General features: G+C 66.4%; 18 protein-coding genes. 3 read left to right on the top strand and 15 right to left on the bottom strand.

The window, feature by feature from the left end; genetic code table 11:
* Positions 1-20: 20 nt before the first annotated feature.
* Together AC27VE_RS26015 and AC27VE_RS26010 are read left to right on the top strand one after the other, a co-directional pair.
* Entirely contained in the window at positions 21-641 is a 621-nt protein-coding gene (locus tag AC27VE_RS26015) for a GntR family transcriptional regulator (RefSeq protein ID WP_006223714.1), read from the top strand.
* A 192-nt stretch (positions 642-833) separates the two neighbouring features.
* Positions 834-2,384: an ABC transporter substrate-binding protein gene (locus AC27VE_RS26010; protein ID WP_006223715.1), complete on the top strand. Its 1,551-nt coding sequence runs from the start codon at positions 834-836 to the stop codon at positions 2,382-2,384.
* 72 nt (positions 2,385-2,456) lie between these two features.
* Here the strand turns inward: AC27VE_RS26010 and AC27VE_RS26005 are convergent, their stop codons facing one another.
* The 12 genes from AC27VE_RS26005 to AC27VE_RS25950 form a co-directional block, all read right to left on the bottom strand.
* Positions 2,457-4,973, bottom strand: coding sequence for a TonB-dependent siderophore receptor (locus tag AC27VE_RS26005; protein WP_488705391.1), 2,517 nt, complete (start codon positions 4,971-4,973; stop codon positions 2,457-2,459).
* Positions 4,974-5,163: 190 nt separating this feature from the next.
* Complete coding sequence (locus AC27VE_RS26000; protein ID WP_488705390.1) at positions 5,164-6,141, bottom strand: FecR family protein; 978 nt, start codon at positions 6,139-6,141, stop codon at positions 5,164-5,166.
* A 49-nt stretch (positions 6,142-6,190) separates the two neighbouring features.
* Positions 6,191-6,697, bottom strand: a complete 507-nt coding sequence (locus tag AC27VE_RS25995) for an RNA polymerase sigma factor (protein ID WP_427955544.1) — start codon at positions 6,695-6,697, stop codon at positions 6,191-6,193.
* A gap of 105 nt (positions 6,698-6,802) precedes the next feature.
* On the bottom strand, positions 6,803-7,798 hold the full coding sequence (locus AC27VE_RS25990; RefSeq protein WP_488705389.1) for a Bug family tripartite tricarboxylate transporter substrate binding protein: 996 nt from the start codon (positions 7,796-7,798) through the stop codon (positions 6,803-6,805).
* A 44-nt stretch (positions 7,799-7,842) separates the two neighbouring features.
* The gene (locus AC27VE_RS25985; protein WP_488705388.1) at positions 7,843-8,769 is read right to left on the bottom strand and encodes an allantoinase PuuE; all 927 of its coding nucleotides are present in this window, start codon (positions 8,767-8,769) and stop codon (positions 7,843-7,845) included.
* Positions 8,770-8,793: 24 nt separating this feature from the next.
* Positions 8,794-9,288: an ureidoglycolate lyase gene (locus tag AC27VE_RS25980; RefSeq protein WP_488705387.1), complete on the bottom strand. Its 495-nt coding sequence runs from the start codon at positions 9,286-9,288 to the stop codon at positions 8,794-8,796.
* 4 nt (positions 9,289-9,292) lie between these two features.
* Positions 9,293-9,931: a GntR family transcriptional regulator gene (locus tag AC27VE_RS25975; protein WP_488705386.1), complete on the bottom strand. Its 639-nt coding sequence runs from the start codon at positions 9,929-9,931 to the stop codon at positions 9,293-9,295.
* A 560-nt stretch (positions 9,932-10,491) separates the two neighbouring features.
* Positions 10,492-12,054, bottom strand: coding sequence for an ABC transporter substrate-binding protein (locus AC27VE_RS25970; protein WP_006223723.1), 1,563 nt, complete (start codon positions 12,052-12,054; stop codon positions 10,492-10,494).
* A 35-nt stretch (positions 12,055-12,089) separates the two neighbouring features.
* On the bottom strand, positions 12,090-13,226 hold the full coding sequence (locus AC27VE_RS25965) for a C45 family autoproteolytic acyltransferase/hydrolase (RefSeq protein WP_006223724.1): 1,137 nt from the start codon (positions 13,224-13,226) through the stop codon (positions 12,090-12,092).
* A gap of 107 nt (positions 13,227-13,333) precedes the next feature.
* On the bottom strand, positions 13,334-14,104 hold the full coding sequence (locus AC27VE_RS25960) for a polysaccharide deacetylase family protein (RefSeq protein ID WP_488705385.1): 771 nt from the start codon (positions 14,102-14,104) through the stop codon (positions 13,334-13,336).
* Entirely contained in the window at positions 14,101-14,985 is an 885-nt protein-coding gene (locus AC27VE_RS25955; RefSeq protein WP_424626707.1) for a polysaccharide deacetylase family protein, read from the bottom strand. The genes AC27VE_RS25960 and AC27VE_RS25955 overlap by 4 nt, the downstream gene beginning before the upstream one ends.
* Entirely contained in the window at positions 14,985-16,007 is a 1,023-nt protein-coding gene (locus tag AC27VE_RS25950) for a Bug family tripartite tricarboxylate transporter substrate binding protein (protein ID WP_488705384.1), read from the bottom strand. Before AC27VE_RS25950 ends, AC27VE_RS25955 begins: the two co-directional genes overlap by 1 nt.
* 231 nt (positions 16,008-16,238) lie before the next feature.
* Here AC27VE_RS25950 and AC27VE_RS25945 point away from each other — a divergent pair, with 231 nt between their 5' ends.
* Positions 16,239-17,009, top strand: a complete 771-nt coding sequence (locus tag AC27VE_RS25945; protein WP_088587917.1) for an IclR family transcriptional regulator — start codon at positions 16,239-16,241, stop codon at positions 17,007-17,009.
* 40 nt (positions 17,010-17,049) lie between these two features.
* Here AC27VE_RS25945 and AC27VE_RS25940 read toward each other — a convergent pair whose 3' ends face one another.
* From AC27VE_RS25940 to AC27VE_RS25930, 3 genes are read right to left on the bottom strand one after another with little or no spacing between them, the layout of a single operon-like run.
* Positions 17,050-18,522 carry an efflux transporter outer membrane subunit gene (locus AC27VE_RS25940; RefSeq protein ID WP_488705383.1) on the bottom strand — a complete coding sequence of 491 codons (1,473 nt, stop codon included), beginning with the start codon at positions 18,520-18,522 and terminating at the stop codon, positions 17,050-17,052.
* A 14-nt stretch (positions 18,523-18,536) separates the two neighbouring features.
* Complete coding sequence (locus AC27VE_RS25935) at positions 18,537-21,689, bottom strand: efflux RND transporter permease subunit (protein WP_488705382.1); 3,153 nt, start codon at positions 21,687-21,689, stop codon at positions 18,537-18,539.
* Positions 21,686-22,819 (bottom strand): efflux RND transporter periplasmic adaptor subunit, encoded by a 1,134-nt coding sequence (locus AC27VE_RS25930; protein ID WP_488705381.1) that lies wholly within the window; start codon positions 22,817-22,819, stop codon positions 21,686-21,688. The genes AC27VE_RS25935 and AC27VE_RS25930 overlap by 4 nt, the downstream gene beginning before the upstream one ends.
* Between the last annotated feature and the right edge of the window lie 112 nt (positions 22,820-22,931).

Below are 22,931 nucleotides of genomic sequence, written 5' to 3'. Positions count from 1 at the left end.
TTGATTGACGGGAGTGGTCCATGCCGAAAGCGGCAGCGACGCAACCCGGCCTGGTTGACCGTATTGCCCATGATATTCAGTCGGGTATGTATGGTCCCGGCGCCTGGTTGAAACAGATCGACCTGCAAGAACGCTATGACGCCAAGCGTCTGGACGTCCGGCGGGCGTTAGACCAATTGGCCGCCAAGCGGCTGATCGCGCACATCCCGAACCGGGGTTACCACGTGTACGCGATGGATCCGGACCAGCATCTGCAGATCCGCGACATCCGCGTCTTGCTGGAAACGGGGGCGGCCGCCGACCTGATGCCCAACGTCACGGCCGCCAAGGTCCGCGCCTTGCGCACCCTGGCCGAACGCTTCGCCAAGCTGCTGCACGACGGCACCTTGCTGGAGCAGTACGAGGTCAACCTGGCGTTCCACGCGGGGATGTACGACCTGTGCAGCAACCGTGAACTGGCCGCGCTGATCCAGGAAACCCGCGCGCGAGGCCCCGCGGCGCCCGCCAAGGAATGGGTGACCCGGTCACGCATCGAGATCTCGGCGCGCGAGCACTTCGATATGGTCGATGCGCTGGAGGCCCGCGACGTCAAGCAACTGCAGAAAATCATCGCCCAGCACGTGGGCCAGGATATTTCCTGACGCGAGCTTCCTGACCGGTTTGCGTTTCCCCCATGCGGCGGCTTCCTGAAAAGGGAGCCGCCGCGGTGTTTTTGCGCAGCCGTTTCAGGGATACCCCCGATGGCGGCCCTTGGCAGAGTCGCCATAATTAGCAGATTATTTTGGCGCCAATATATGCGTGAAATCTGCGCCGCACGCCGGGGAGTCTTTTCCATGCACCACCATTTCGTTCCGCGGGCGCTTGCGCTCTCCCTGGCGCTTGCCGCCGTGCCGGTCCACGCCGCAGTGCTCACCGTGGCGCAACCGGCCGACATCCGCTCGACCAACCCCGGCGTCAACCGCGACAACACCACCGACGGCGTGGTGCTGAACATCGTCGAAGGCCTGGTCGGCTACCGCGAGAACGGCACGGTCGGCCCGCTGCTGGCCAAGTCGGTCGACTTGTCGCCAGACGGCCTGACCTACACCTTCACGCTGCGCGACGGCGTCAAGTTCCACAACGGCGCCACGCTGACCTCGGCGGACGTGATCTGGAACTGGCAGCGCTACATGGATCCCAAGACGGACTGGCGCTGCCGCAGTGACTTCGACGGCCGCAACGGCCTGAAGGTGACGGACGTGTCCGCGCCCGATGCGAAGACCGTCGTGATGAAGGTCGACCGCAAGTCGGCGGTATTCCTGGATTCGCTGGCGCGCACCGACTGCGGCATGACCGCCATCATCTCCAAGGATTCGGTGGCGGCGGACGGGTCGTGGATCAAGCCCGTGGGCACCGGACCCTACATGTTCAAGGATTGGAAGCGCGGCGAATACACCCTGCTGTCCGCGTTCAAGGACTATGTCTCGCCCGAAGGCGACAAGCCGGACGGCTACGTCGGTTCCAAGCGCCCGCTGGTGGACGAGGTGAAGTTCCTGGTGGTGCCGGACCCGTCGACGTCCAAGGCCGGCCTGATGTCCGGCGCCATCGACGCCAGCCAGATCACCAATACCGACGTGGGCGAATTGAAGAGCGCCAAGAACCTCACCGTCTTCAGCCCGCACGACGCCGTCAAGCACGTGCTGCTGTTCCAGACGCAGGACCCGGTGCTGAAGAACGTGAAGGTGCGCCAGGCGATCGCCGCTTCGCTGGACATTCCGCAAGTGGTCGCCGCCGCCTCCGAAGGCCTGGGCCAACTGAACAACTCGGCGGTCTACGCCGGCTCGGCCTACTACAAGGAAGCGGAAAAGCGCAGCTACAAGTACGACCCGGCGCGCGCGCAGCAGTTGCTGAAGGAAGCGGGCTACAAGGGCGAACCCATCGTCATCTACGCCAACAAGCGCGCCCACGTGCCCAGCTATCAGGTCGCCGTGATCGCGCAGGCCATGATGCAGTCGGTCGGCCTGAACGCCAAGATCGAGGTGCTGGAATGGGCCACGCAGCTGGACCGCTACAACACCGGCAAGTACCAGGTCAGCTCGTTCTCGTTCTCGTCGCGCCTGGATCCGTCGCTGAGCTTCGAGCAGTTCGCCGGCGACAAGGAAAAGCAGCCCCGCAAGGTCTGGGATGACCCCGCGGCGCAGAAGCTGATCGACGAGAGCTTCCTGGAATCCGACCCGGCCAAGCGCCAGGCCCTGTTCGACCAGCTGCACGCCCTGATGCTGGAACAGACCCCGATGCTGATGCTGTACAACGGGGCGGACGCCTGGGCGGTCAACAAGCGCGTTGAAGGCTTCTCGGTCTGGGAAGGCAAGCCGCGCGTTTGGGAAACCAAGATCGCGAACTAAGGCGGCGCGCCTGCGCGGGCGCCGTCTTGCACACTGGGCCCCGTGGCGATACCGCCCCGGGGCCCAGTGCGTTCAGAACGTGGCGCGCATCGTCAGCATGACGTTGCGCGGCGTGCCGTAGTAGTTGTTCTTGCTGTTGGAGCCCAGGCCCGAGTAGTAGCGCTTGTCGAACAGGTTGTTGACGTTCAGCGTGGCGCTCATGGATTTGCTGATGTCGTACTGCACCAGCGCGTTGGCGACCGTGTAGCCGCCCTGGCGGGTCGTGTAGCCCGCCTGGCTCCATTCCCCGCCCGACTGCACCCATTCCTGGCCGCTGACCGAGCTCTTGCTTTGCACGGCCACGCCACCGCCCACCATCCACTTGCTGTACTGCCCCGGCAACCGGTAGGTGGACCACAGCTTGAACAGATGCGCCGGCGTGTTCTTGGCGTAGCGCTGGTCGCCCTGGCGGTCCTTGTTGTGGTTGAAGGTATAGCCCGCGTACAGCTGCCATCCGGGCGCCAGTTCGCCGCTGGCTTCGAGGTCGATGCCGCGGCTGACCACCTTGCCCTGCGCGATGTAGCAGCAGGCGCTGCCGTCGTCGGGGTTGGAGTCGGTGGGATAGCGGCCGTCGGGTGCGGCCTCGCCATTGCGCTCGGTGTAATAGAGCGCGGCCGACGTGTTGAGCTTGCCGCCCATGTGCGATCCCTTCACGCCCCATTCATAGGTGCGGCCGGTGATCGGGTCCAGCGGCCTGCCGGGCTGCGGGCCCGACAGGTATCCCGCCTGCGGCTTGTAGATCTCGGCATAGCTCACGTAGGTAGTCCAGGCCTCGTTCAGGTCGTACGTGACCGCGCCGAACGGCGTGATGACGTCGTTGTCCTTGAAGTTGTAGCGCTCGGTCCAGTTGGCGGTGCCGTCGTCGGCCATGCCCGAGCGTTCCAGGAACTGCTTGTAGTTGCTGATCCGCAGCCCGCCGATGACGTGCAGCGGATCGGCCAGCGACAGACGCAACCGGGCATAGGCGCCAGAGCGCTCTTCACCGTAATACGGGAAGTCGATGTAGGACGTGCCAACGCCGAAGTCAGGCGTCTCGGGTTCAGGCCAATACGCCTGCGACAGGTCCGCCAGGTTGACGGGGCCGCCGCCGGCAAGCTCCGTGCGCTTGGCGTGTGCCTTGTGCTTGCTGTAGTCGGCGCCGATGATGAAATCGTGCGAGCGTCCCAGCAGGTCAAAGCTGCCGGCCAGGTTGGCGTCCAGTTGGTTCTGGTAGCCGGCCGAGCGGAAATAGGCGCCGCTGTAAGCCATGCCGTCGCCGGTTGCCGGATCGACGGCGCCGCTCAGGTAGCCGTACTTGTCGTTGTAGTGCTGGGCGGAATGCGTGGCCGATAATGAGAATTTCCAGCCGTTGGCAAACGTGTGCTTCACGTCGCCGAAGATGTCCCAGGCCTCATGGTGCTTGGCGCTCCAGTCGGTTGCCAGGCTGGTGCTGCGGGTGAAGCCGATGTCCTCGCCGGTGTTGTAGCGCGGCAAACCGTAGTACCAGGGCGTTTCGCGTCGCTTGTCGTAGCTGGCGCCCAGCATGACCGTGGTGCGCGGGGCGACGTCGGCCTCCAGCACGCCGTAGAACGTCTGGCCGGCCGATGTGGCGGTGTCGTAGAAGTAGCGCTTGGTGTCGGCCGCCGCCACGATGCGCCCGCGCAGCTTGCCGTTCTCCACCAGCGGGCTGCTCAGGTCCGCGACGGCGCGATAGTTGTCCCAACTGCCGGCCGACACGCTACCCTTGGCCTGGAATCCTTCCAGTGGCCGCTTGCGCACCAGATTGATGGTGCCGCCGGGTTCGCCCGCGCCGGAATACAGGCCGTCCGCGCCCCGCAACACTTCGATGCGGTCGTACTTGACCAGATCCGGGTCCGCGATGAAATCGTTCTTGCCCAGCGCCGCGACCGCGCCGCCATCCACCCGGATGTCCGTGATCTGGAACCCGCGCGAAAAATACTTGCCGCCCGTGACGTATTCGTCGGGGACCACGGTGATGCCGGTCGCCGCGCTCATCGCGTCCGCCAGCGTCGTCATGCCGCGGTCTTCGATCTGGCGAGAGGTAATGACCGTGACGGATTGCGGCGTTTCGCGCAGTGATTCGGCGGTCTTGCCCAGGGTAACGGCCTGGGCGGCATAAGAATTGGTGTTTTCGGATGTGGCATCGTAGGCGCCCGTCACGGTGACCGGCGCGAGCTGCACCGGACCGGGCGCCGAGGTCAGCGTGATGCTGCCCCCGTCGCGCACGTAGCGGATGCCCGTGCCCTGCAGCAGTTGGTCCAGCGCTTGTTCCGGCGTCATGGTCCCGCTGACCTGGCGGGCGTTCAGCCCGGCCACCAGGTCAGGCACGAAATAGATTTCGATAGGCGCCTGCTGGCCGAGCTGCAGCAGCGCCTGGTTCAGCGATTGGGCTGGGATGTCGATCCGGACAGCGGCAGGTTGGGCCTGCGCGGTGCTGGGGGCGGGCAGGGTGCCCAGGCTTGCAGCCAGGCCGCAAGCGCCGATCCAGGTGCGCCAGGCGGCGGGGCGGGAAAGCGCTGGCTTACGCTGGCGCGAAATGTCGATGCTCACGATCCTTCTTTTCCATGACGAGGCGTGCAGGCGCGATGCGCCGGTTTTCCTTTGGCCAAAGGTGCTTTGGAAGGCGGCGGGAATCCCGCCGCGCAACCGCTACTGTCCAGAGTGGAAAACGCGCAAAAGTCCGTAATGGAAAGCGCAGGTTAATTGCAACTAAATGTATATACTCGCGCCGCCGGGCGGCTCAGCGCGCACGGATGACGATGCCGCCGTCGCTGCCCCGCAAGACCTCGACGGGAACCATCGACGGCAAGGCGTTCAGGAAGGCGCTGGGGTCGTCGACGCTGAAGACGCCTGCAATTCGTAGCCGTCCCAGGCGCGCATCGGCCAGCAGGATGGGTTGCGCCAGATATCGGTTCATTTCGCTGGTGACTTCCGCCAGCGGCGCATTGGCGACGACGATCTTTCCCTGGCGCCAGGCGGTCAGCGCCTGTACGTCGACGGATTCGATGTCCGACAGTGCTTGGCCCGCGGGCTTGCGTACGCCTTGGCCGGCGGTCAGGTTGACGGCTTGCCGTCGCCACCAGCTTCCCGTCGTCACGGCAACCGATCCGGATTCGACGGCGACGGACGTCGCATCGCCATCGCGGCGGACGTTGAACCGGGTGCCGGTCACGCGGACGTGCGTCTGACCCGCGTCGATCAGGAACGGCCGCTGCGCGTCCGGCGTCACCGAGAACATGATTTCGCCCGAATCCATGTCCACCATCCGACGGTCCGCGTAAAGCCGCACACGCGCGCGGGTGGCCGTGTTGATCTCGAGCATGGTTCCGTCCGCCAGCAGCACCTGGCGCCTTTCGCCCGCACGGGTCGTGATGACCTGTTCTTGCAGGATCGGGTCGGATGGCCACAGATTCCAGCTGACCCCGGCGATCGCGGCCGCGCTCAGCCCCAGTCCGAACGCCAGGCGCCGGCGGGCGATATTCAACGGGCGGCGCGACGGCAGCACGCGGCGCAAGCGCTCGGCGTCGAACTGGGCTGTGGCCTGCCAGACGGCTTCCATCTCGGCGTAGGCGGCGGCGTGGGTGGGATTCGCCTCTCGCCACACCTCGAATTCCGCCTGCTGGGCGGGCGTCATCCCACCCGACCGCACACGCGCGAACCAGTCCGCCGCCGCTTGCGAGGCAAGGTCGCTGGAATCGGGTTGAGAGGGATCCGTCATGGGCGCGCGGGTTGATGCCGTCTTGGGAAGCCGAAGACTATACAGGGGCTCAAGGGGCATGCTGCTTCAACCTGACGTGCAGATGGCGCATGCAGCGGGCCATATGCTTTTCCACCATGCTGACCGACAGGTCCATGCGCTGCGCGATCTCGCCCATGGTCCGGCCTTCCAGCCGATGCCAGGCAAAGACCTGCTGGCAAGGCAGGGGCAGTTCTTCCAGCGCTTGCTGCAAGGCGTCGGACAACTGGGCTGCCCGCGTGTTCGATTCGACTTCCGCGGCGGCAGGGTGCTCGTGTTCCGCCAAATCCTGCCAGGCCACGCTATGGACCGAGACCTTGTCGCGATAGCGTGCCGTCATGCCATTGCGGATGCTGCGCCGCAGGTAAGCAGCGGGATCCCGAAGCAGATCGGGCTGCGCGGCCTGCAACAGGCTCAGCGCCGCATTCTGCGCGGCATCCTGCCCCTCATCGGCATCATGCTTGCGCCGTGCCCACGCACTGACGAGCTCAGCGTAATGGGCCAGCCATCCGGGCAGGGGCGGGCGTCGGGAGGACACGGGATAGGGGCCATTGGGGACAAAGGGGCGTGCATTATTGCAAATCGTTCTCAATACAGCAATTGCCCCTCGTGCCCTACCCGAGCCCCTGACCCGCCAGGGGCGTTAATCGAGCTTCACGCCCGCCTGCTTGATGACGGCAGCCCAATCCTGGACTTCCTTGCCCAGGAAGGCGCCTAGTTCCGCAGGCGTGGAGGGCGCCAGGATCAGGCCTTCGTCGGCGTAGCGCTTGCGCAGGTCCGGGTTGGTCAGCACCTGCTGCAGCGCGGGTTGCAAGCGCTCAATGACGGCTGCCGGCACGCCGGCGGGCGCCATCAGGCTGTACCAGGTGGTCGCTTCCAGTCCTTTCACGCCCTGCGACCTCGCCGTCGAGACGTCGGGCAGCGCGGGCGACTTCTCGGTTCCCGTCACTGCCGCGGCGGCGACCCGGCCCGCCTTGTACTGGGGCAGCATTTCCACGACCTGGGTGACGCCCATGCTCAGTTCACCCGAGGCCACGGCCAGCAGCACCGGCGAACTCCCCTTGTAGGGCACGTGCACCAGTTTGCCGCCCGTGGCCAGGTTGAGGACTTCGCCCGTCAGATGGGTGATGCTGCCGGCGCCCGAAGAGCCGAACGTCAGCTTGCCGGGCTCTTTCGCGGCCAGGGCAATGAGTTCGGGCAGATTCTTCGCGGGCAGGGCCGGGTTGATGGCGAAGACTAGCGGGCTCTTGCCGACGAGGGTGATCGGCTGGAAGTCCTTGACCGGGTCATAGTTCAGGTTCGGGTACAGGCTGGGCGCGATCGCCAGCGTCGATACGTTGCCCAGCAGCAGCGTGTAGCCGTCCGGCTCGGCCCTGGCCACCGCGTTGGTCCCGATAGTGCCGCCCGCGCCTGCCCGGTTCTCGACGATGACCTGCTTGCCGAGCGTGTCGTTCAGTTGTTGTGACAGGGCGCGCGCCAGCGTGTCAGCCGCGCCGCCGGGCGGGAAGGGCACAACGATGCGGATGGGCTTGTTCGGATAGGGTTGCGCTTGCGCGGCCGTCCCCAGGCCCAGCGCCAGTAACGCAGCCAGCGCCGTGGTCATCGCGCCGCGGCGATTGAATTTCCTGTACTTCGACATACTGCTCTCCTGAAAGAGAAAACGTGGTCATTGCAGAAAACGAATCAGCGCAGCGCGTCCTGGGCGTACGGATGGCAGGCGTGCCAGTGGCGGGCGATATCCTCGCGGCGGCACACCCACACATCGCGATGGGCGGCCACGTGGTCCAGGAATCGCGCCAACCCTGCCGCGCGGCCGGGCTGGCCGACCAGGCGCAGGTGCAGCCCCACGGACATCATCTTGGGGGCCGCCGACCCTTCCTCGTAAAGCACGTCGAAGGCGTCGCGCAGGTACTCGAACAAGTCCTGTCCCGTGGCCATGCCGCCTCGGATGAACTTGGCGTCGTTGTTGGCCAGACCGTACGGCACAAGCAGATGCGGCTTGTCGCCGACTTGCGTCCAGTAGGGCAGTTCGTCGTTGTAGGTGTCGGAGTCATACAGAAACCCGCCTTCCTCCACGAGCAGCGCGCGGGTGTTCAGGCTGGGGCCGTAGCGGCAATACCAGCCCAGCGGTCGGGAGCCCACCGAGCGGGTAATGGATTGCACCGTGCGGCGGATGCGCTCGCGCTCTTCTTCCAGTGTCAGAGTCTGGTGCCGTTCCCAGCGCCAGCCGTGCGCACAGACGTCATATCCCGCGGCCTTGATCGCCTCGCAGACCTCGGGATTGCGTTCCAGCGCCAGGCCGCAACCCAACACGGTCGCGGTCATGCCGCGCGATTGCAGCATCCGATGCACTCGCCAGAAGCCGATGCGGCTGCCGTACTCGAACATCGACTCGGCGGCCAGATCACGGCCGGTGAAGCCGCCCGCGCCGCCTTCGGTCAACCCGGTCTCGGATTCCGGGTCGCCGTCCGGCACTGAAGGCTCGCCGCCTTCCTCATAGTTGATGCACAGGTTCAGCGCCAGACGCGCGCCGCCGGGCCATTGGGGATCGGGAGGATTTGCGCCATAGCCGATGAAATCGCGGCGCAAGTGGGGAGGATCGAAGTTCATGACGGACAAGCCACCTGAGAGGAATCAACCGGGAAGGGAAACGACGGCATGTGGGGCCGGCGCCTGCCAGAATTCATCGTCGTCATCGCGGCCGGTCTGGCCCATCAAGACAAGGAATTCCGCCGGCCCGCCCAGCACGGTCAGGCCGTGATGCCAGGTGCCGACGCGATAGCACACGCCCTGGCTGCCGGAAGCCAGAAAGGCCTCCAGCCGCGCCATATCCGGCAAGCCATCGGCCCCGGTTGGCGCGACCACGACAAGGTAAGGCGTCGCCGTCAAGGGAACGAAGGTCTGGGCCGCATGCGGATGCCGCTCCATCAGTTCGATCACGACCGGACCGGCCGGCCGCGCATTCACGCGGCTGACCCAGCAGGCCTGCCGTGTGGCCTGCGGCCCGTGCCGCATCGGCTCCGTCAGGAAGTGGCGGCGTTCCGCACCCTGGTGCGCAACCACCTCGCCATAAGGCGCGAACGCGTCGGCGGTAAGCGGCCGCGCGTGCACGATGGAGGGGGAATGCATCACGTCACGCGCCATGGGTCAGGTATCCCAGCGAGTTGACGTAGCTGCGGCGCACGCTCTCCAAATGGGCGACCATCGCCTGGCGCGCGCGCGCCGAATCGCCGGACAACAACCCCTGCACGATTGCCAGGTGTTCTTCCCGGGCTTGCACCTGCCGCTGCGGCAAGCGTTCAACGTCGCACATCCGCACCTGCCGGCGGGTCGCGGTGATCATCGACGCCAGGTTCCGGTTGCCGCAATAGGCGGCCACCAGATCATGCAGGGCGTTGTCGACCTCCCAATCCGACTTTTCGTCAGGCGTCTGGGCATTCAGCAAGGCCTGGAGACGCGTGCGCAGTCCTTCCAGCGGCTCGGCCGGAATACGCCCCGTCGCCATCGCCGCCGCCTCGCTTTCCAAGAGGCTACGGATCTGCAGCAGTTCCAGCAGATCCGTCACACCGAACGACCGCACCACGATCGACCCGTTGGACAGGCGCTCCAGCATGCCTTCGCCCAGCAACCGATTCATCGCGGCGCGCAACGGCGTGCGCGACACATCCAGCTCATCCGCCAGGCGGCGCTCCTCCAGCACCTCACCAGCCGGAATCCGGCGCGAAACGATTTGGTCCAGCAATGTTTGATAGGTGCGTTGCGTAGCGTTCATGGCGTGTTGCAGAAATAGAAGCGGCGCCGCCACCAGAAAAACCGGGTCGCGGCCATGCGATGCTGAACGGTACTTCATTGGTATCCCAGTGGGATACCAGTAGTATCCCGAGTATAGGGGCCGAACGCGCCTGCGCAGGCGAAGGGCAAAAAACGAGAAACGGAAATGCCCCGATCAGAGACCGGAGTCGAAGAGGAAGGAGGAAATACGCCAGAAAAGGGGGGGGGGCGGAATTGGCGCATAGACACCGCCACGACGCCCACAACCATGTATGCCGATTGTGGCCGCCCGCGCGGCCGCAATTCGGCGGGCGACGCAAGACTCTCCACCAACACGGGTCTAGCAGCGCCTCGAGCCAAGACGCGGGTAGCCCGTCGGTGCAGTCATCCTGATGGCGCGCAACCTCGATGCGCCCGAGGGAATCTGAAGGCAGCGGCCGCAGGCCGCAACGAAGATGACAAAGGGGCAGTCCGGAGCGAAGGCTCCGGACCGCAATCGTGGGCGCGCGCCATCAGGATGGCTGCGCCGATGGGCGGCCTACCTCACCACGTTTACAGCGCTTACTGAGCAACCCGCTCCACTTCCCAAGCACGCGGCTTCTTCACCGCCCAAGGTTGGTACCCCTTGATGCTGCTCCGATAAGCCCCGATATCCAGCCCGTTATAGAGCGGAATGCTCGGCACATCCGCCAGGAACAGCTGATGCAGTTGGTCGAACGCCGCCTGCCGCTTGGCATGGTCCGTATCTACCGACGCCGCTTCCACCAGCTTCGCGGCCTCCGGGTTGTCCCAGACCTTGCGCGGTTGCTTGGCCTTGTCGCCCGTCACCATCTCGTAGTTCAGCGCCGCATCCAGGCGCGCGGAATACGGGAACGTCATCATCTGGTAGGTGCCTGCGTTGTAGCGGTCAAGCTGCGTTGCCCACTCCACCACCGACAACTGCGCATTGATGCCCACCGACTGCAACATCGCCTGCACGATCACCGCCGAGTTATACGACTGCGGGTAACGCTTGGTCGTCAGGATCGACAGTTCCTGGCCCTTGTAGCCCGCTTCCTTCAACAGCTTCTGCGCCGCGGCCGGATCGTAATCCCAGCCTTTCTTCTGGACCGCGTCATGGTAGGGCGAGACCAGCGGCACGATGGAATTGTTGGGCTGGGCCAGGCCTTCCGTAACGGCTGCGGCCAATTGCTTGTAATCGATGGCGTGGGCCAGGGCCTGGCGCATCTTCGGGCTGGACAGTACCGGGTCCTTGGTCTGCAGCAGCAGCGCCGTCATGCTCATCACCGGGGCGTAGGCCACCTTCACGTTCGGGGTGCCTTGCAGCACCGGCACGTCGTTGTTGGACACGTCTTCGATGATGTCGATGTTGCCGCGCTGCAAGGCGGCCTTGGCCGTGGAGTCGTCCGGCACGATCATGAAGCGCACTTCGTCCACCAACGGACGCTTCGAACCGGTGTAGCCGTCGCGCTTGCCGTCCAGGTTCGAATAGCCCGCGAACTTGGTCAGGCGGATGTACTCGCCGCGCTTCCATTCGGCCAGTTCGAACGGGCCGGTGCCGATGGGCTTGATCCACGCGCCGTCCGCCCCGACGGAATCCTTGGACAGGATGCCGGTGCCGCCGCAATCGGTGCGGGCCAGCGACGCGAGGAACAGGCTGGTGGGTTTCTCCAGGTGGTAGACGACAGTCTGCGCGTCGGGCGCTTCCACGCCGGTGACCTTCACCGTGCCGCGGCCGTCGAACTCGCTGGCGCAACGCCAGCCGGAATTGGCGGCGGTGTAGTGCTGCCAGGTCCACAGCACGTCGGCCGAGGTCATCGGCTTGCCGTTATGGAACTTGATGCCGTCGCGCAGCTTGAACGTATAGGTCTTGCCGTCCGGACTGATGTCGACCGACTTGGCCAGCAGCGGCCGCACTTCGGCGTCTTCGCCATAGGCAACCAGGCCTTCCACGATGTGCAGCACGACGGCGTCGCTGTTGCTGTCGCGGTTGACGCCGGGTTCGGTCGAGCGGATGTCGGCCGTCAGCGAAATGCGCAGCGGCGGCGCCGACTGTGCGGCGGCCGTGCCGGCCAGGGTGGCCAGCGCCAGCGCAACCGCGGCGCGCAAACAATGGTTCTTCATTGATATTTCCTCGGGTTGCGCGGGCGCATTGCCGGTCAGGCGGCGGCCAGCAGTTCGGGTTCTGCGGTCAGGCTGTAGCGGGTGAACGTGCGGTTCAGCGCAGGCAGCGGCGCCACTTCCATCAGGCCGGCGGCGGGTTCCATGACGACCATGGCGACCGTGGCCGACAGGTTGTCGTGACTGCCGGGGCGCGGCGGGCGGCAAACGGAATAGGGCGAACCGAAGTCGTCGAACAGGGCGTGCTTCAGGTCTTCGCGCGTCAGCTGGGTCTTCTCGTTCAGCAGGCGGCGCACGCGCCAGTCGCGGTAGGCGCTTTCCGGCGTGCTGGCGCGGCCGGTGTCGCGCAGCTTGCCCAGCGCCACTTCGCTGACCCAATGATTGGCGTGCACGATCAGGTCGTCGGCGCCCGGGTAGATCGGGAAGGCTTCATCGGTGGTGCATTCGTAGTCGACGCCAAAGCCCGCGGCCATGCCGATCATGATGTTGTTCGAGCACGACTTGGGCGTGGTGGCGACGGCCTTGATGGCCAGCGCGAAATGCTGTTGTTCCAGCACCTTGCGGCGGATCAGCGACAGCGGCACGCCCAGTTGGCGGAAGTCGCGGTCGGATTCCAGGTAGTTGGCGGTGATGGACACGCCGGCGCTGTTCAGGCCGCTACGGGCCAGGCCGCCGGCTTCCACGAAAGTCAGGATGTCCGGGCCGTTGTCGTTGCGCACGCGCAGCACGATGGCGGTTTCGGCGCATTCGGCGCGCCAGTCCCAGTTCTGGCCATGGATCAGGTTGCCGTTGGCTGAGCGCGTGGGCAGGATCAGGGCGCCCGTGCAGCCGTCGCCAGGTTCCAGTTCGGCGGCTTTCTTCTTTTCGGCACGTGCCTTGGCGACGACTTCGGTGCGGGCGTTCACCATCACGATGTCTTCGAACGGCACGTCCGCACCCGCGGCGATGCCGCGCATTTCTTCGAGGTAATGCGGGGCGAAGTCCTCGATTTCACGGGCGAAGTGAGCGATGAGCTGGGTGCGCGCCATGGCGTCGTAGCCCAGGTCGACCAGCGTCTGGCCGTACATGGCCGCGCTTTTGCGCACGCGGTCGGCGGCTTGCTGGCCATAGGAGCGGCCACGGGCTTCGGGCGTGCCGGAAACCGATACGAAGGGGAATTGGGTGATCTGGGTCATGGACGGTAAGCGGCGACGCGCGCCGTGTAGTCGGAGGGAAATCGAAATTGCAAAAATGTTAGCTTATTTTGGCGCCAATATTGCTCAGGGTTTACCCAATGACGAGCCTAGCCTGCCGGTAACGCACGCGCCGCCAGGTCGCCGCCAGTTGTGAACTCGGCCCCGGCCGCCCGGAAGCGTTCCAGCAATTGCTCCACTTTCTGCAGCCGCGCCGCCCGGCCCACGCCGTTGTCAGCGCGCGGATGCAGGGTCAGGCAGGCGTAGCCGTCGGCGGCCAGCAACGCGTCGCCCTGTTCCACCCAGTGCGCGTAGGCGCGGTCCTGGGTGACGCGGCGGCTGAAATGGGTGGCGTCGCACAGGCCTTCGCTCCAGGGCAGTTCGACCATGCCTGCGCCGCCGTCGGCGTCCAGCGCATAGGGCGCGTCGTCATCGATCGCGCTGCTGTCATAGCGGTAGCCCAATTGGTGCAGGAGCGGCACGGTGCGCGCTGAAAATGCGCTGCTGGTGTAGCGGAAGCCTTGCGGCGCGATGCCCGTCAACTGGGTAAGGCGGTCGCGGGCGCGTTCCAGCACCTCGGCCTCGCGGTCGCCGAGGGTGCTCAGGTCTTCAAAGGCGTTGCCCTGGGAGGCCGCCTCGTGGCCGTCGCGCAGGCTCTGTTCGAGCAGGTCGCGGCAGCGTTCGGCTTCGAAGATCGACCAGAACAGCGTGGCGCGGATGCCTTGGCGGCGCAGCATGTCCAGCACGCGGGCCAGGCCGCCGCCATAGGTGTAGCGGCCATGGGCGTCACGGCCGTGCAGCGCGGTTTCGGGCTGGGTCGCGGCTTCGGGACCGATGCCTTGCACGTTCAGGGTGACCAGCACGGTCTTGGGGGCGGTCATGCGCGTCTCCAGTTGTCGGGGTGGGCAAGGCAGTGGCGGGCCAGCGCTTCCAGCGTCATGACGTGCACGTCCGGTTGCGCGGCGACGTGGCCCAGGAAGCGGTCCAGGGCCGCCGCGCGGGCGGGCGTGCCGGAACCGCCGGCCGCCTTGGGGTGCACGGTCAGGTGCACATAGCCTTCCGCCTGGCGCAGCGCCTCGAACTCCTGGACCCAGTTGTCGCAGGCCTCGGCGGCCAGGCTGTGGCCCGAGAAGTAGAAGGGGTAGTCGTCCAGCGACACGGTGTTGTTGGGCAGCATGATGAAGCCGTCGTCGCCATCGGCCAGGTAGGGCCGGTCCTGGTCCTTTTCGCTGGCGTCGTAGCAATAGCCCAACTCGCGAAGCGCGGGCAGGGTGCGATGGCTTTTGCGCCCCGACGGCGAACACCAGCCCACTGGCGTCACGCCCAGCTCCTGCTGGATGATCCGGTGGGTCTTGGCCAGCAGCGCGGGTTCTTCGTCGCCCAGGTCCCAGGCTTCGTGCAGATAGCCGTGCGCGGCAATTTCGTGGCCGGCGGCCAGGATGGCGTGGAAGGTGGCGGGGTAGTGTTCGACGTCGTATCCGCACGCGAAGAAGGTGGCGGGCATGCGGTGCCGCGCCAGGATCTCCAGGTGCCGGGGCACGCCGCGCCGGATCGCGTAGCGGCCCGCGGTGTAAGGGCCCGCCGGAAACTGCTTGCGGCCGACTTCGACGGCGGGGCCGTCCACGTGCACGGTGACGCAGACCACGGCGCGCACCGGCGGGGCGCCTGCGGCCCGCAAGCCTTGGGCGCGCAGTTCGTGGTCCAGCGGCAGCCAGGGGTTGTCGTCGGCGCGGATGGCGGCGCCGTAAGGAATTCGTTGCATCAGGTGGCCTTGATGTCGGCGTTTTTAATCAGGGTGCGCCACTTCTCGCTTTCGCTGGCAACGAAGCGGCCCAGTTCTTCGGGCGTGCCGCCATGCAGCTCCAACCCGTTTTGCGTCAGTTGCGCCAGCGCCGGCTGCTTGAGCGCGCTTTGCACCGCGCCGTTCAGCGTCTTGACGATGGCGGCGGGCGTGCCGGCCGGCACGAAGATGCCGTTCCAGCCGATGGCTTGATAGCCGGGGAAGCCGGATTCGGCCACGGTGGGCACATCGGGCAACGCCTGTGCGCGCTGCGCGGACGTCACCGCCAGCGGGCGCGACTTGCCGCCGTGGATGAACTGCTGCTGGTTGATCACGACGTCCATCAGGATGGGGAACTGCCCGCCCAGGAAGTCGTTGACCGCCGCTGCGGCGCCCTTGTACGGCACGCCAGGCAGGTCCAGTCCCGCCGTGGCCTTCAGCAGCTCCATGGCCAGATGGGCTGAACTGCCGTTTTGCGTGATGCCGTAGAAGTACTTGCCCGGATTCGCCTTGATCAGGGCGACCAGCTCTTGCAGCGTGCGCGCCGGAAACGACGGGTGCACGACCAGCACGTTGTTGTAATAGCAGACCATCGACACGGGCTCGAAGTCCTTGACCGGGTCATAGCCGATGTTCTGGTACAGGCTCTGGTTCACGGTGTGCGTGCCGGTGGAGCCCAGGGCGATCGTGTAGCCGTCGGGTGCCGAGCGCGCCGCCTGCTGGGTGCCGATGTTGCCCGCCGCCCCGCCTTTGTTGATGACCACCACGCTTTGCTTGAGCGCTTCGCCGATGCCCTGCGCCAGCGGCCGGGCCACCAGGTCGGTGCCGCCGCCGGCGGGAAACGGCACGATGAACTGGATCGCGCGCCCCGCCGGATAGTCCGCCGCCCAGGCTTGCCCGGGGCGGACGATCGCCGCACCGGCCAGCGCGGCGGCGGATGCCGTCAGGAATTGCCGGCGGCTCATGCCGCCTTGCGGTACGTCATTGCTGCATGACTGCTTCATGATTTTCCCCTTGGGTCCTGCTTCTAGTTAAATATCATTATTCGATAAAAATTCATTCTTACCAATTAGTATTTATCTATAAATGATAAAAACTAGAAAGACGATAGCCCGGGTTTGGTCGCAATCGAGATGCCGATAGCCTGTCTTCATGACGTCATGCCCTGCAGCCGGACGCTGTGATACGCTGCGCCGGTCCCGCGTCGTCCCTTGCCCCCAGTTCCCACGTCCCCCATGTCCACCCTGAAGCGAGCCCTGGCGATTCTTGATCTCTTCAGCCTAGACACTCCGGTGCTCACGGCCGAGGACATCATTTCCCGCCTGGCGTATTCGGCGCCCACGGGCTACCGCTACATCCGCGATCTGTCCGACCTGGGTTACCTGCTGCGCATGACGGGCGGCGGCTACAAGCTGGGGCCGCGCATCATCGAACTGGACCACCTGATCATCGATGGCGATCCGGTGCTGGCCGTGGCGCGGCCGATCATGCGCGAGGTGGTCGATCAAGTCGGCGGCGACGTGCTGCTTAGCGTGATCCACGGCTTGCGCATCCTGAACATCCATCACGAACGCGGCCCCGACGAATTGGGCATTGCCCATGGCCGCGGCCGCGCGCATCCCTTGTTCCGCGGCGCCACGGCCAAGACCATCGTGGCGTTCCTGCCGCGCAAGGACCAGCGCAAGCTGTACGAGGCGCACACGGACGAAGTCCGTGCACTGGGCCTGGGCGATACCTTGGGTGAATTCACGGCGCGGCTGGACACAATCCGCGTGCAGGGCGCTTACCTGGGCGTGGGGGAAATCTCACCCGAGCGGGCGGGCATCGCAGTGCCGGTGTTCCAGGAAGACCGCCGCATCTTCGGCGCGCTGACCGTCACCTTCCTGGCGACGCGGCTGAACACGATCGCGCAGGACAAGACGACGGCGCTGCTGCAATCCGCGGCCCGCCGCATTGAGTCGCTGGCGTTGGCGGCGCGCATGAAAGAACAGGCCCCTGCGCCGTAAGCGCCGAGGCCTGTCTCAATCCCGCCGGACTCAGGTCGCCTCAGGGCTGCCGGGCAGCGGTCTCCGGAGCCCGCGCGGGCGAACCCATGGCCTGGAACAACGCCGCGGTTTCAGTCAAGCGGGCGTTCGCGTATTCCAGTTCGCGCAGCCGCGCCGCCACGTAATGCTGTTGCGCCGCGTATTCCGTATAAGGCGCCAGCGCGCCCAGCCGCACGCGGCTGGCCGTATTGCGGTAGGACTGCTCGGCTGCCCGCCGCGACGCTTCCGCCGAAGCCAGCGCCTGCCCGTCGGCATCCAGGCGCGACAAGGTATCGGCCACGTCCTGGAACGCGGTCAGCACGGTCTGCTTGTACTGCAGCACGGCCGCCTGGTAGCGCTCCTGGGCGGCGCGCCGTTCGGCCAGCAGCGCGCCGCCGTGGAAGATGGGCTGCGTCAGCGACGCGCCGATTGCCCAGATCGACCCGGCGCCCGACAGCGCGGTCGGCCAGCTGAAGCCGCCTTTGCCCATGGACGCGGACAGCGACAGGCTGGGGAACAGCTGCGCGGTGGCGACGCCCACATCGGCCGCGGCGGCCTGCACCACCGCGTCGGCCACCAGCACATCCGGGCGCGACGCCAGCAGTTCAGACGGCACCACCACCGGCACCTGCGCGGGCACCGCCAGCGTGCTGAACGCCAGATCGTCCGGGGCCTGATCGGGGCTGCGGCCCAGCAGGACGGCCAAGGCGTGGCGCGTGGCATGCCATTGCGCCCGCAGTCCGGGCAGCGACGCCTCCAGCGTGGCAGCGTCCTGGTCGGCGTCCAGCGCATCGTTCTGCGAAGCGGATCCCAATTCGTAGCGGCGCTGCGTATCGCGGGCCACCTGGCGCAGCAGCACCACCTGCTTTTCCGTCAGCGCCACGCGCTCGGCCAGCGACGCGGACGTGATGGCGCCAGTGACGATATTGCCCGCCAGCGAGCGCCGCGCGGACTCCAGCTGGAACGCCTGTTGCTCCACTTGCGCCGCCAGCGACGCGTTGGCGAAGCGCGCGGCGCCGAACAGGTCCAGATCGTAGGTAGCCTGGATCTGTCCGGTGAAGACGTTGTAGAGCGCCGTGGGCTCGGCCAGATTCGGCATGGTCAGCGCGCGGTTGCGTTTGGCGTTCCCGCCTGCGTCCACGGACGGTAGCAGCGACGAATTGACCTGCGCGCGCAGTTGCTCGCGTGCGCCGGCCAGATTGCGTTCCGCAGCGGCCAGGTTGGGACTGTTGGCCAGGCCTTCTTGCACCAGCGCATCCAGCGCGCTGGAACCGTAGCGCTTCCACCATTCGGGCACGGGACGCGCGCCCTGCTCGAAACGTTGCGCCACGCCCTGGGCGGGGGCGCCGGCAGGCGGCACGGTTTGCACGCCGTACTGCGCGGGCGACGCCACCGCGGGCGGCTTGCTGTCCGGGGCGAAGGCGCAGGCGCCCAGCGCCGCGATCAGCGGCAGCGCGAGCGGCAGCTTGGCCAGCCGGAGGGAAAGGGTCTTCATCGTCAGATTCCTCGTTACAGCGTATCGGCGGCGTTGGCGCCGGGCGGTACGTCTTCCGGTTCGTCGCGTTCGTCGTGGCGCACGCGGAACCAGGCCGCATACAGCGCGGGCAGGAAGAACAGCGTCAGCACCGTGGCGCTGGTGATGCCACCCATCAACGCCGTCGCCATGGGGCCGAAGAAGTTGCTGCGCAACAGCGGGATCAAGGCCAGCACGGCTGCCGCGGCCGTCAGCACGATGGGGCGGAAACGCCGCGCCGTGGCGCCGACGATCGCGTCCACCCGTTTGTGGCCGTTCAGGATGTCCTGCTCGATCTGGTCCACCAGGATCACCGAGTTGCGCATGATGATGCCGAACATCGCGATCACGCCCAGCATGGCGACGAAGCCGAAGGGCTTGCCGAACAGCAGCAGCGCCGCGACCACGCCGATCAGGCCCAGCGGCGCCGTCAGCACCACCATCAGCACCCGCGCAAAGCTCTGCAGCTGCACCATCAGAAGCGTCAGCACGGCCACCGCCATCAGCGGCATCTGCGCGTTGATGGACGACTGGCCCTTGGCGCTTTCCTCGACCGGGCCGCCCACTTCGATGCGGTAGCCGACCGGCAGTTCGGCCCGGATGGCGTCCAGCTTCTTGTCGATGGCATGCGTGACGTCGATGCCCTGCGATCCGCTGGTCACGTCCGCTTGCACCGTGATGGTGGGCTGGCGGTCGCGTTCCCAGATGACACCGTACTCAAGGTCGTAGCGGACGTGCCCAAGGCTGCCCAGCGGCACCGGGCCGTTGGGCGTGGGCATCGCCAGCGTGGCCAGGCGGCCGGGGTCCACGCGTTCGTCGCGCGGCGCACGCAGGCTGACGGTGATCAGCTTGTCGCGCTCGCGGTATTGCGTCACGTTGTAGCCCGACAGCGTCATGGCCAGGAAGTCGGAAATGTCGCTTGAACTGATGCCCAGCTCGCGCGCCTTCTGCTGGTCGATCTCGAAGCGCACCGAGCGTTCGGAGGGTTCGTCCCAGTCGAACTGCACATTCACCGAGCGGTTGTCGGCGCGGACTTCGGTGGCGACTTTTTCGGCCACGGCCCGCACGTCGGAGATCTTGTCGCCGCTGACGCGGAACTGCACCTGATAGCCCACGGGCGGCCCGTTCTCCAGGCGCGACAGGCGGGTGCGGATGGCGGGGAATTCCTCGCGCAGCATCGGCGCCAGCCATTGCGCCAGCTTTTCGCGGTCTTCCACCGAATGCGCGGTGATGACCAGCTGGGCGAAGTTGGGCGTGGCCAGTTGCTGGTCCAGCGGCAGGTAGAAGCGCGGCGCGCCGGTACCCACGAAGCTGACCGAATGGTCGATCTCGGGCCGGCCGTCCAAAGCCTTTTCCAAGCGCTCCACCTGACGTAGCGTGGCGGCGAACGACGCGCCTTCCTGCAAGCGCACGTCCACCAGCAATTCGGTGCGGTCCGAGCTTGGGAAGAACTGCTGCGGCACCAGCTTGAACCCCGCCATCGACACGACGAAGATCAGCACGGTGCCGGCCAGCACCCAATAGCGGCGGTCCACGCACCACGCCACCCAGCCGCGCAGGCGCTGATAGAAGCGGGTGTTGTAGATGTCGTGTTCGTGATCGTGGGGCAGATGCGCTTCGCGCTTGCGCTCGGGCAGCAGCCGGTAACCCAGCAGCGGGATCAGCACCACCGCGGCGAACCAGGACGTGATCAGCGCAATGGCCGACACCTGGAAGATCGACCGCGTGTACTCGCCGGTGCTGGACTTGGCCAGCGCAATGGGCAAAAAGCCCGCTACGGTGACAAGCGTGCCGGTCAGCATGGGGAAGGCGGTGCTGGTGTAGGCGTAGGCCGCCGCGCGGGCGCGGCTCCAGCCTTGCTCCAGCTTCACCGACATCATTTCCACGGCGATGATGGCGTCGTCCACCAGCAGGCCCAGCGCCAGCACCAGCGTGCCCAGCGACACCTTGTGCAGGCCGATGCCGAACACGTCCATGAACAGGGCCGTGACCGCCAGCACCACCGGAATCGAGATCACCACCACCATGCCCGTGCGCAGCCCGAGCGACACCAGGCTCACGATCAGCACGATGGCGACGGCTTCGGCCACGGACCGCAGGAAGTCGTCGACGGAGTGCGAGACCGCCTGCGGCATGCTGGACACTTCGGTCAAGGTCAGGCCGGCGGGCAACTGGGCCTTCAGTTTCTCGAAGGTCGTGCCCAGCGATTTGCCCAGGCGCACCACGTCCTGCCCGGGCTGCATGGTGATGCCGATGCCCAGCACCGGGGCGCCGCCAGCACGCATCTGTTCGACGGGCGGGTCGTCGTAGCCGCGATGGATCGTGGCGATGTCGCCCAGCCGGATGGATTTTCCGTTCACCCGGATCAGCGTGTCCGCCAGCGCGCGGCTGTTCTCGAACTGGCCGGTGGGGCGCACGAAGATGCGGTCGTCGGCGGTCGTCAAGGTGCCGGCGCTGGCCACCGCGTTCTGCGTATTGATCGCCTGGGCGATCTGCTGCGGCGAGACGCCCAGCCGGGTCAGCTGCGTGTTGGAGATTTCGATGTAGACGTGCTCGGCCTGGTCGGCAAAGTAGTCCACCTTGGCCACCCCGGGCACGCGTAGCAGCACCGTGCGCAGCTTGTCCGCATAGTCATGCAGTTGCGCCGGCGAGAAGCCGTCGCCGTGCAGGGTGTAGATATTGGTGTAGACGTCGCCGAACTCGTCGTTGAAGAACGGGCCCTGCACGCCCTGGGGCAGCGTGGCCTGGATGTCGCCGACTTTCTTGCGGATCTGGTACCACTGGTCGGCCACGGTACTGGCGGGCGCCGAGTCCTTCATGGTGTAGAAGATCAGCGATTCGCCGGGGCGAGAGTAGCTGCGCAGGAAGTCCGTGTTGGGGGTCTCCTGGAGCTTCTTGCCGATGCGGTCGGTGACCTGTTCCTGCACCTGCTGCGCGGTCGCGCCCGGCCACAGGGTCTTGATGACCATCACGCGGAACGTGAAGGGCGGATCTTCCGACTGCGCCAGCTTGGAATACGACAGCACGCCGAACAGCGTCACCAGCGTAATGATGAAGATCACCAGCGGCTGGTGGCGCAACGCCCAGGCCGACAGGTTGAACTTGCCTTCTTCGTGGCTGTGGCCAGGCTCCCGATCCGGCGCGCTCATGACGCGAAGTCCTCAGGATGCAGCGGCGGCACGGCGCGCACTTTTTCGCCGGCTGATACCGTGTGCACGCCTTGCCAGACCAGGCGTTCGCCGGCCTTTACACCGCCTGCCAGCGTGACGGTGCGGGCGTCGTAACGCAGCACCTGCACGCGGCGCAGCTCCAGCGTGTCTTCCTGCGGCTTGACGACCCAGACGGCGGGCTCCTTGCCGTCATGGAACAGCGCGGTGGCCGGCACCGTGTAGGTGGCCTGGCTGTCCGAACCGCGGTTGTCGAAGCTGATGTTGGCGGTCATGCCCAGCCGGACGTCCGGCGAGGGCGATTCCAGCGTGAGCTTGACGCGGTAGGTGCGGCTTTGCGGATCGGCGGCCGGCGCAATTTCGCGCAAGATGGCAGCAAAGGTCTTGCCGGGCAGCGGGCCCAGCGTGACGTGGGCGCGTTGGCCTACGGCAAGCCCCGCCAGCACGCTTTCGGGCACGTCGCAGATCGCGTCGATGTCGCCGGACCACGCCAATTGGTAGACCGGCGTCCCCGCCGCCACGTTCTGGCCGGTGTCGGCCTGTTCGGCGGTGATGACGCCCGCGTGGTCGGCCTGCAGGGTGGTGTATTTCAGCTGGTCGGCCGACAGCGCCGCCTGCTGCGCGGCCTGGTCGCGCTGCGCCAGCGCCGAAGCGTAGGCGTTGCGGGTCTGCTCAAGCTGGTTCGCGGCGATCAGGTTTTCGCGCGCCTGGGCGCGGTCGCGGTCCAGCTGCTGGCGCGCATAGTCCAGCTGATGCTGGGCGGCCGACAACTGGGCTTTCGCGGCGGCCGCGTTCTTGGTCGCATCGGCGGGGTCCAGCTTGGCCACGATCTGGCCCGGGGTGACGCTGTCACCCAGCCTGACCTGGCGTTCGATGATCTTGCCGCCTACGCGGAACGACAGCGGCGTGCTGTAGCGCGCCTGCACCTCGCCCGGCAAGGTCCAGGCCGGCAGGCGCTCGTCGGCTTTGGCCGGCATGGCGACCACCGGCCGCGGCGCGGGAGCAGGCGCTTCCTTGCGGCCGCAGGCGGACAGGGCCACCGCTATCGCCAAGGCAGCCGGCAAGGCCAGCCGGCGCGTCCAGCGGCGGGGGGAAGAAAGGGGCAGCGCCACAGGGGCGGCAAGGTCGAGCGCGGCGGGGCGCGCGCAAGGGCCAGGACAATTCACGAAACACCTCGCGGCGCGGAAAAGGGCAAAAGAGGGGCGAGTCAGACTCGATACGGCC

Source organism: Achromobacter sp. 18P8.1.1, from assembly GCF_057799415.1.
This window is presented reverse-complemented; position numbering and strand designations above follow the sequence as displayed.

Excerpts from the sequence above, each read along its gene's own strand:
- AC27VE_RS25950 (WP_488705384.1), bottom strand. The coding sequence starts at position 16,007 with ATGAAGCAGTCATGCAGCAATGACGTACCGCAAGGCGGCATGAGCCGC.
- AC27VE_RS26010 (WP_006223715.1), top strand. The coding sequence starts at position 834 with ATGCACCACCATTTCGTTCCGCGGGCGCTTGCGCTCTCCCTGGCGCTT.
- AC27VE_RS25985 (WP_488705388.1), bottom strand. The coding sequence starts at position 8,769 with ATGAACTTCGATCCTCCCCACTTGCGCCGCGATTTCATCGGCTATGGC.
- AC27VE_RS25935 (WP_488705382.1), bottom strand. The coding sequence starts at position 21,689 with ATGAGCGCGCCGGATCGGGAGCCTGGCCACAGCCACGAAGAAGGCAAG.
- AC27VE_RS25990 (WP_488705389.1), bottom strand. The coding sequence starts at position 7,798 with ATGTCGAAGTACAGGAAATTCAATCGCCGCGGCGCGATGACCACGGCG.
- AC27VE_RS25955 (WP_424626707.1), bottom strand. The coding sequence starts at position 14,985 with ATGCAACGAATTCCTTACGGCGCCGCCATCCGCGCCGACGACAACCCC.
- AC27VE_RS25980 (WP_488705387.1), bottom strand. The coding sequence starts at position 9,288 with ATGCATTCCCCCTCCATCGTGCACGCGCGGCCGCTTACCGCCGACGCG.
- AC27VE_RS25940 (WP_488705383.1), bottom strand. The coding sequence starts at position 18,522 with ATGAAGACCCTTTCCCTCCGGCTGGCCAAGCTGCCGCTCGCGCTGCCG.
- AC27VE_RS25960 (WP_488705385.1), bottom strand. The coding sequence starts at position 14,104 with ATGACCGCCCCCAAGACCGTGCTGGTCACCCTGAACGTGCAAGGCATC.
- AC27VE_RS26000 (WP_488705390.1), bottom strand. The coding sequence starts at position 6,141 with ATGACGGATCCCTCTCAACCCGATTCCAGCGACCTTGCCTCGCAAGCG.
- AC27VE_RS25945 (WP_088587917.1), top strand. The coding sequence starts at position 16,239 with ATGTCCACCCTGAAGCGAGCCCTGGCGATTCTTGATCTCTTCAGCCTA.
- AC27VE_RS25970 (WP_006223723.1), bottom strand. The coding sequence starts at position 12,054 with ATGAAGAACCATTGTTTGCGCGCCGCGGTTGCGCTGGCGCTGGCCACC.
- AC27VE_RS25965 (WP_006223724.1), bottom strand. The coding sequence starts at position 13,226 with ATGACCCAGATCACCCAATTCCCCTTCGTATCGGTTTCCGGCACGCCC.
- AC27VE_RS25975 (WP_488705386.1), bottom strand. The coding sequence starts at position 9,931 with ATGAACGCTACGCAACGCACCTATCAAACATTGCTGGACCAAATCGTT.
- AC27VE_RS26015 (WP_006223714.1), top strand. The coding sequence starts at position 21 with ATGCCGAAAGCGGCAGCGACGCAACCCGGCCTGGTTGACCGTATTGCC.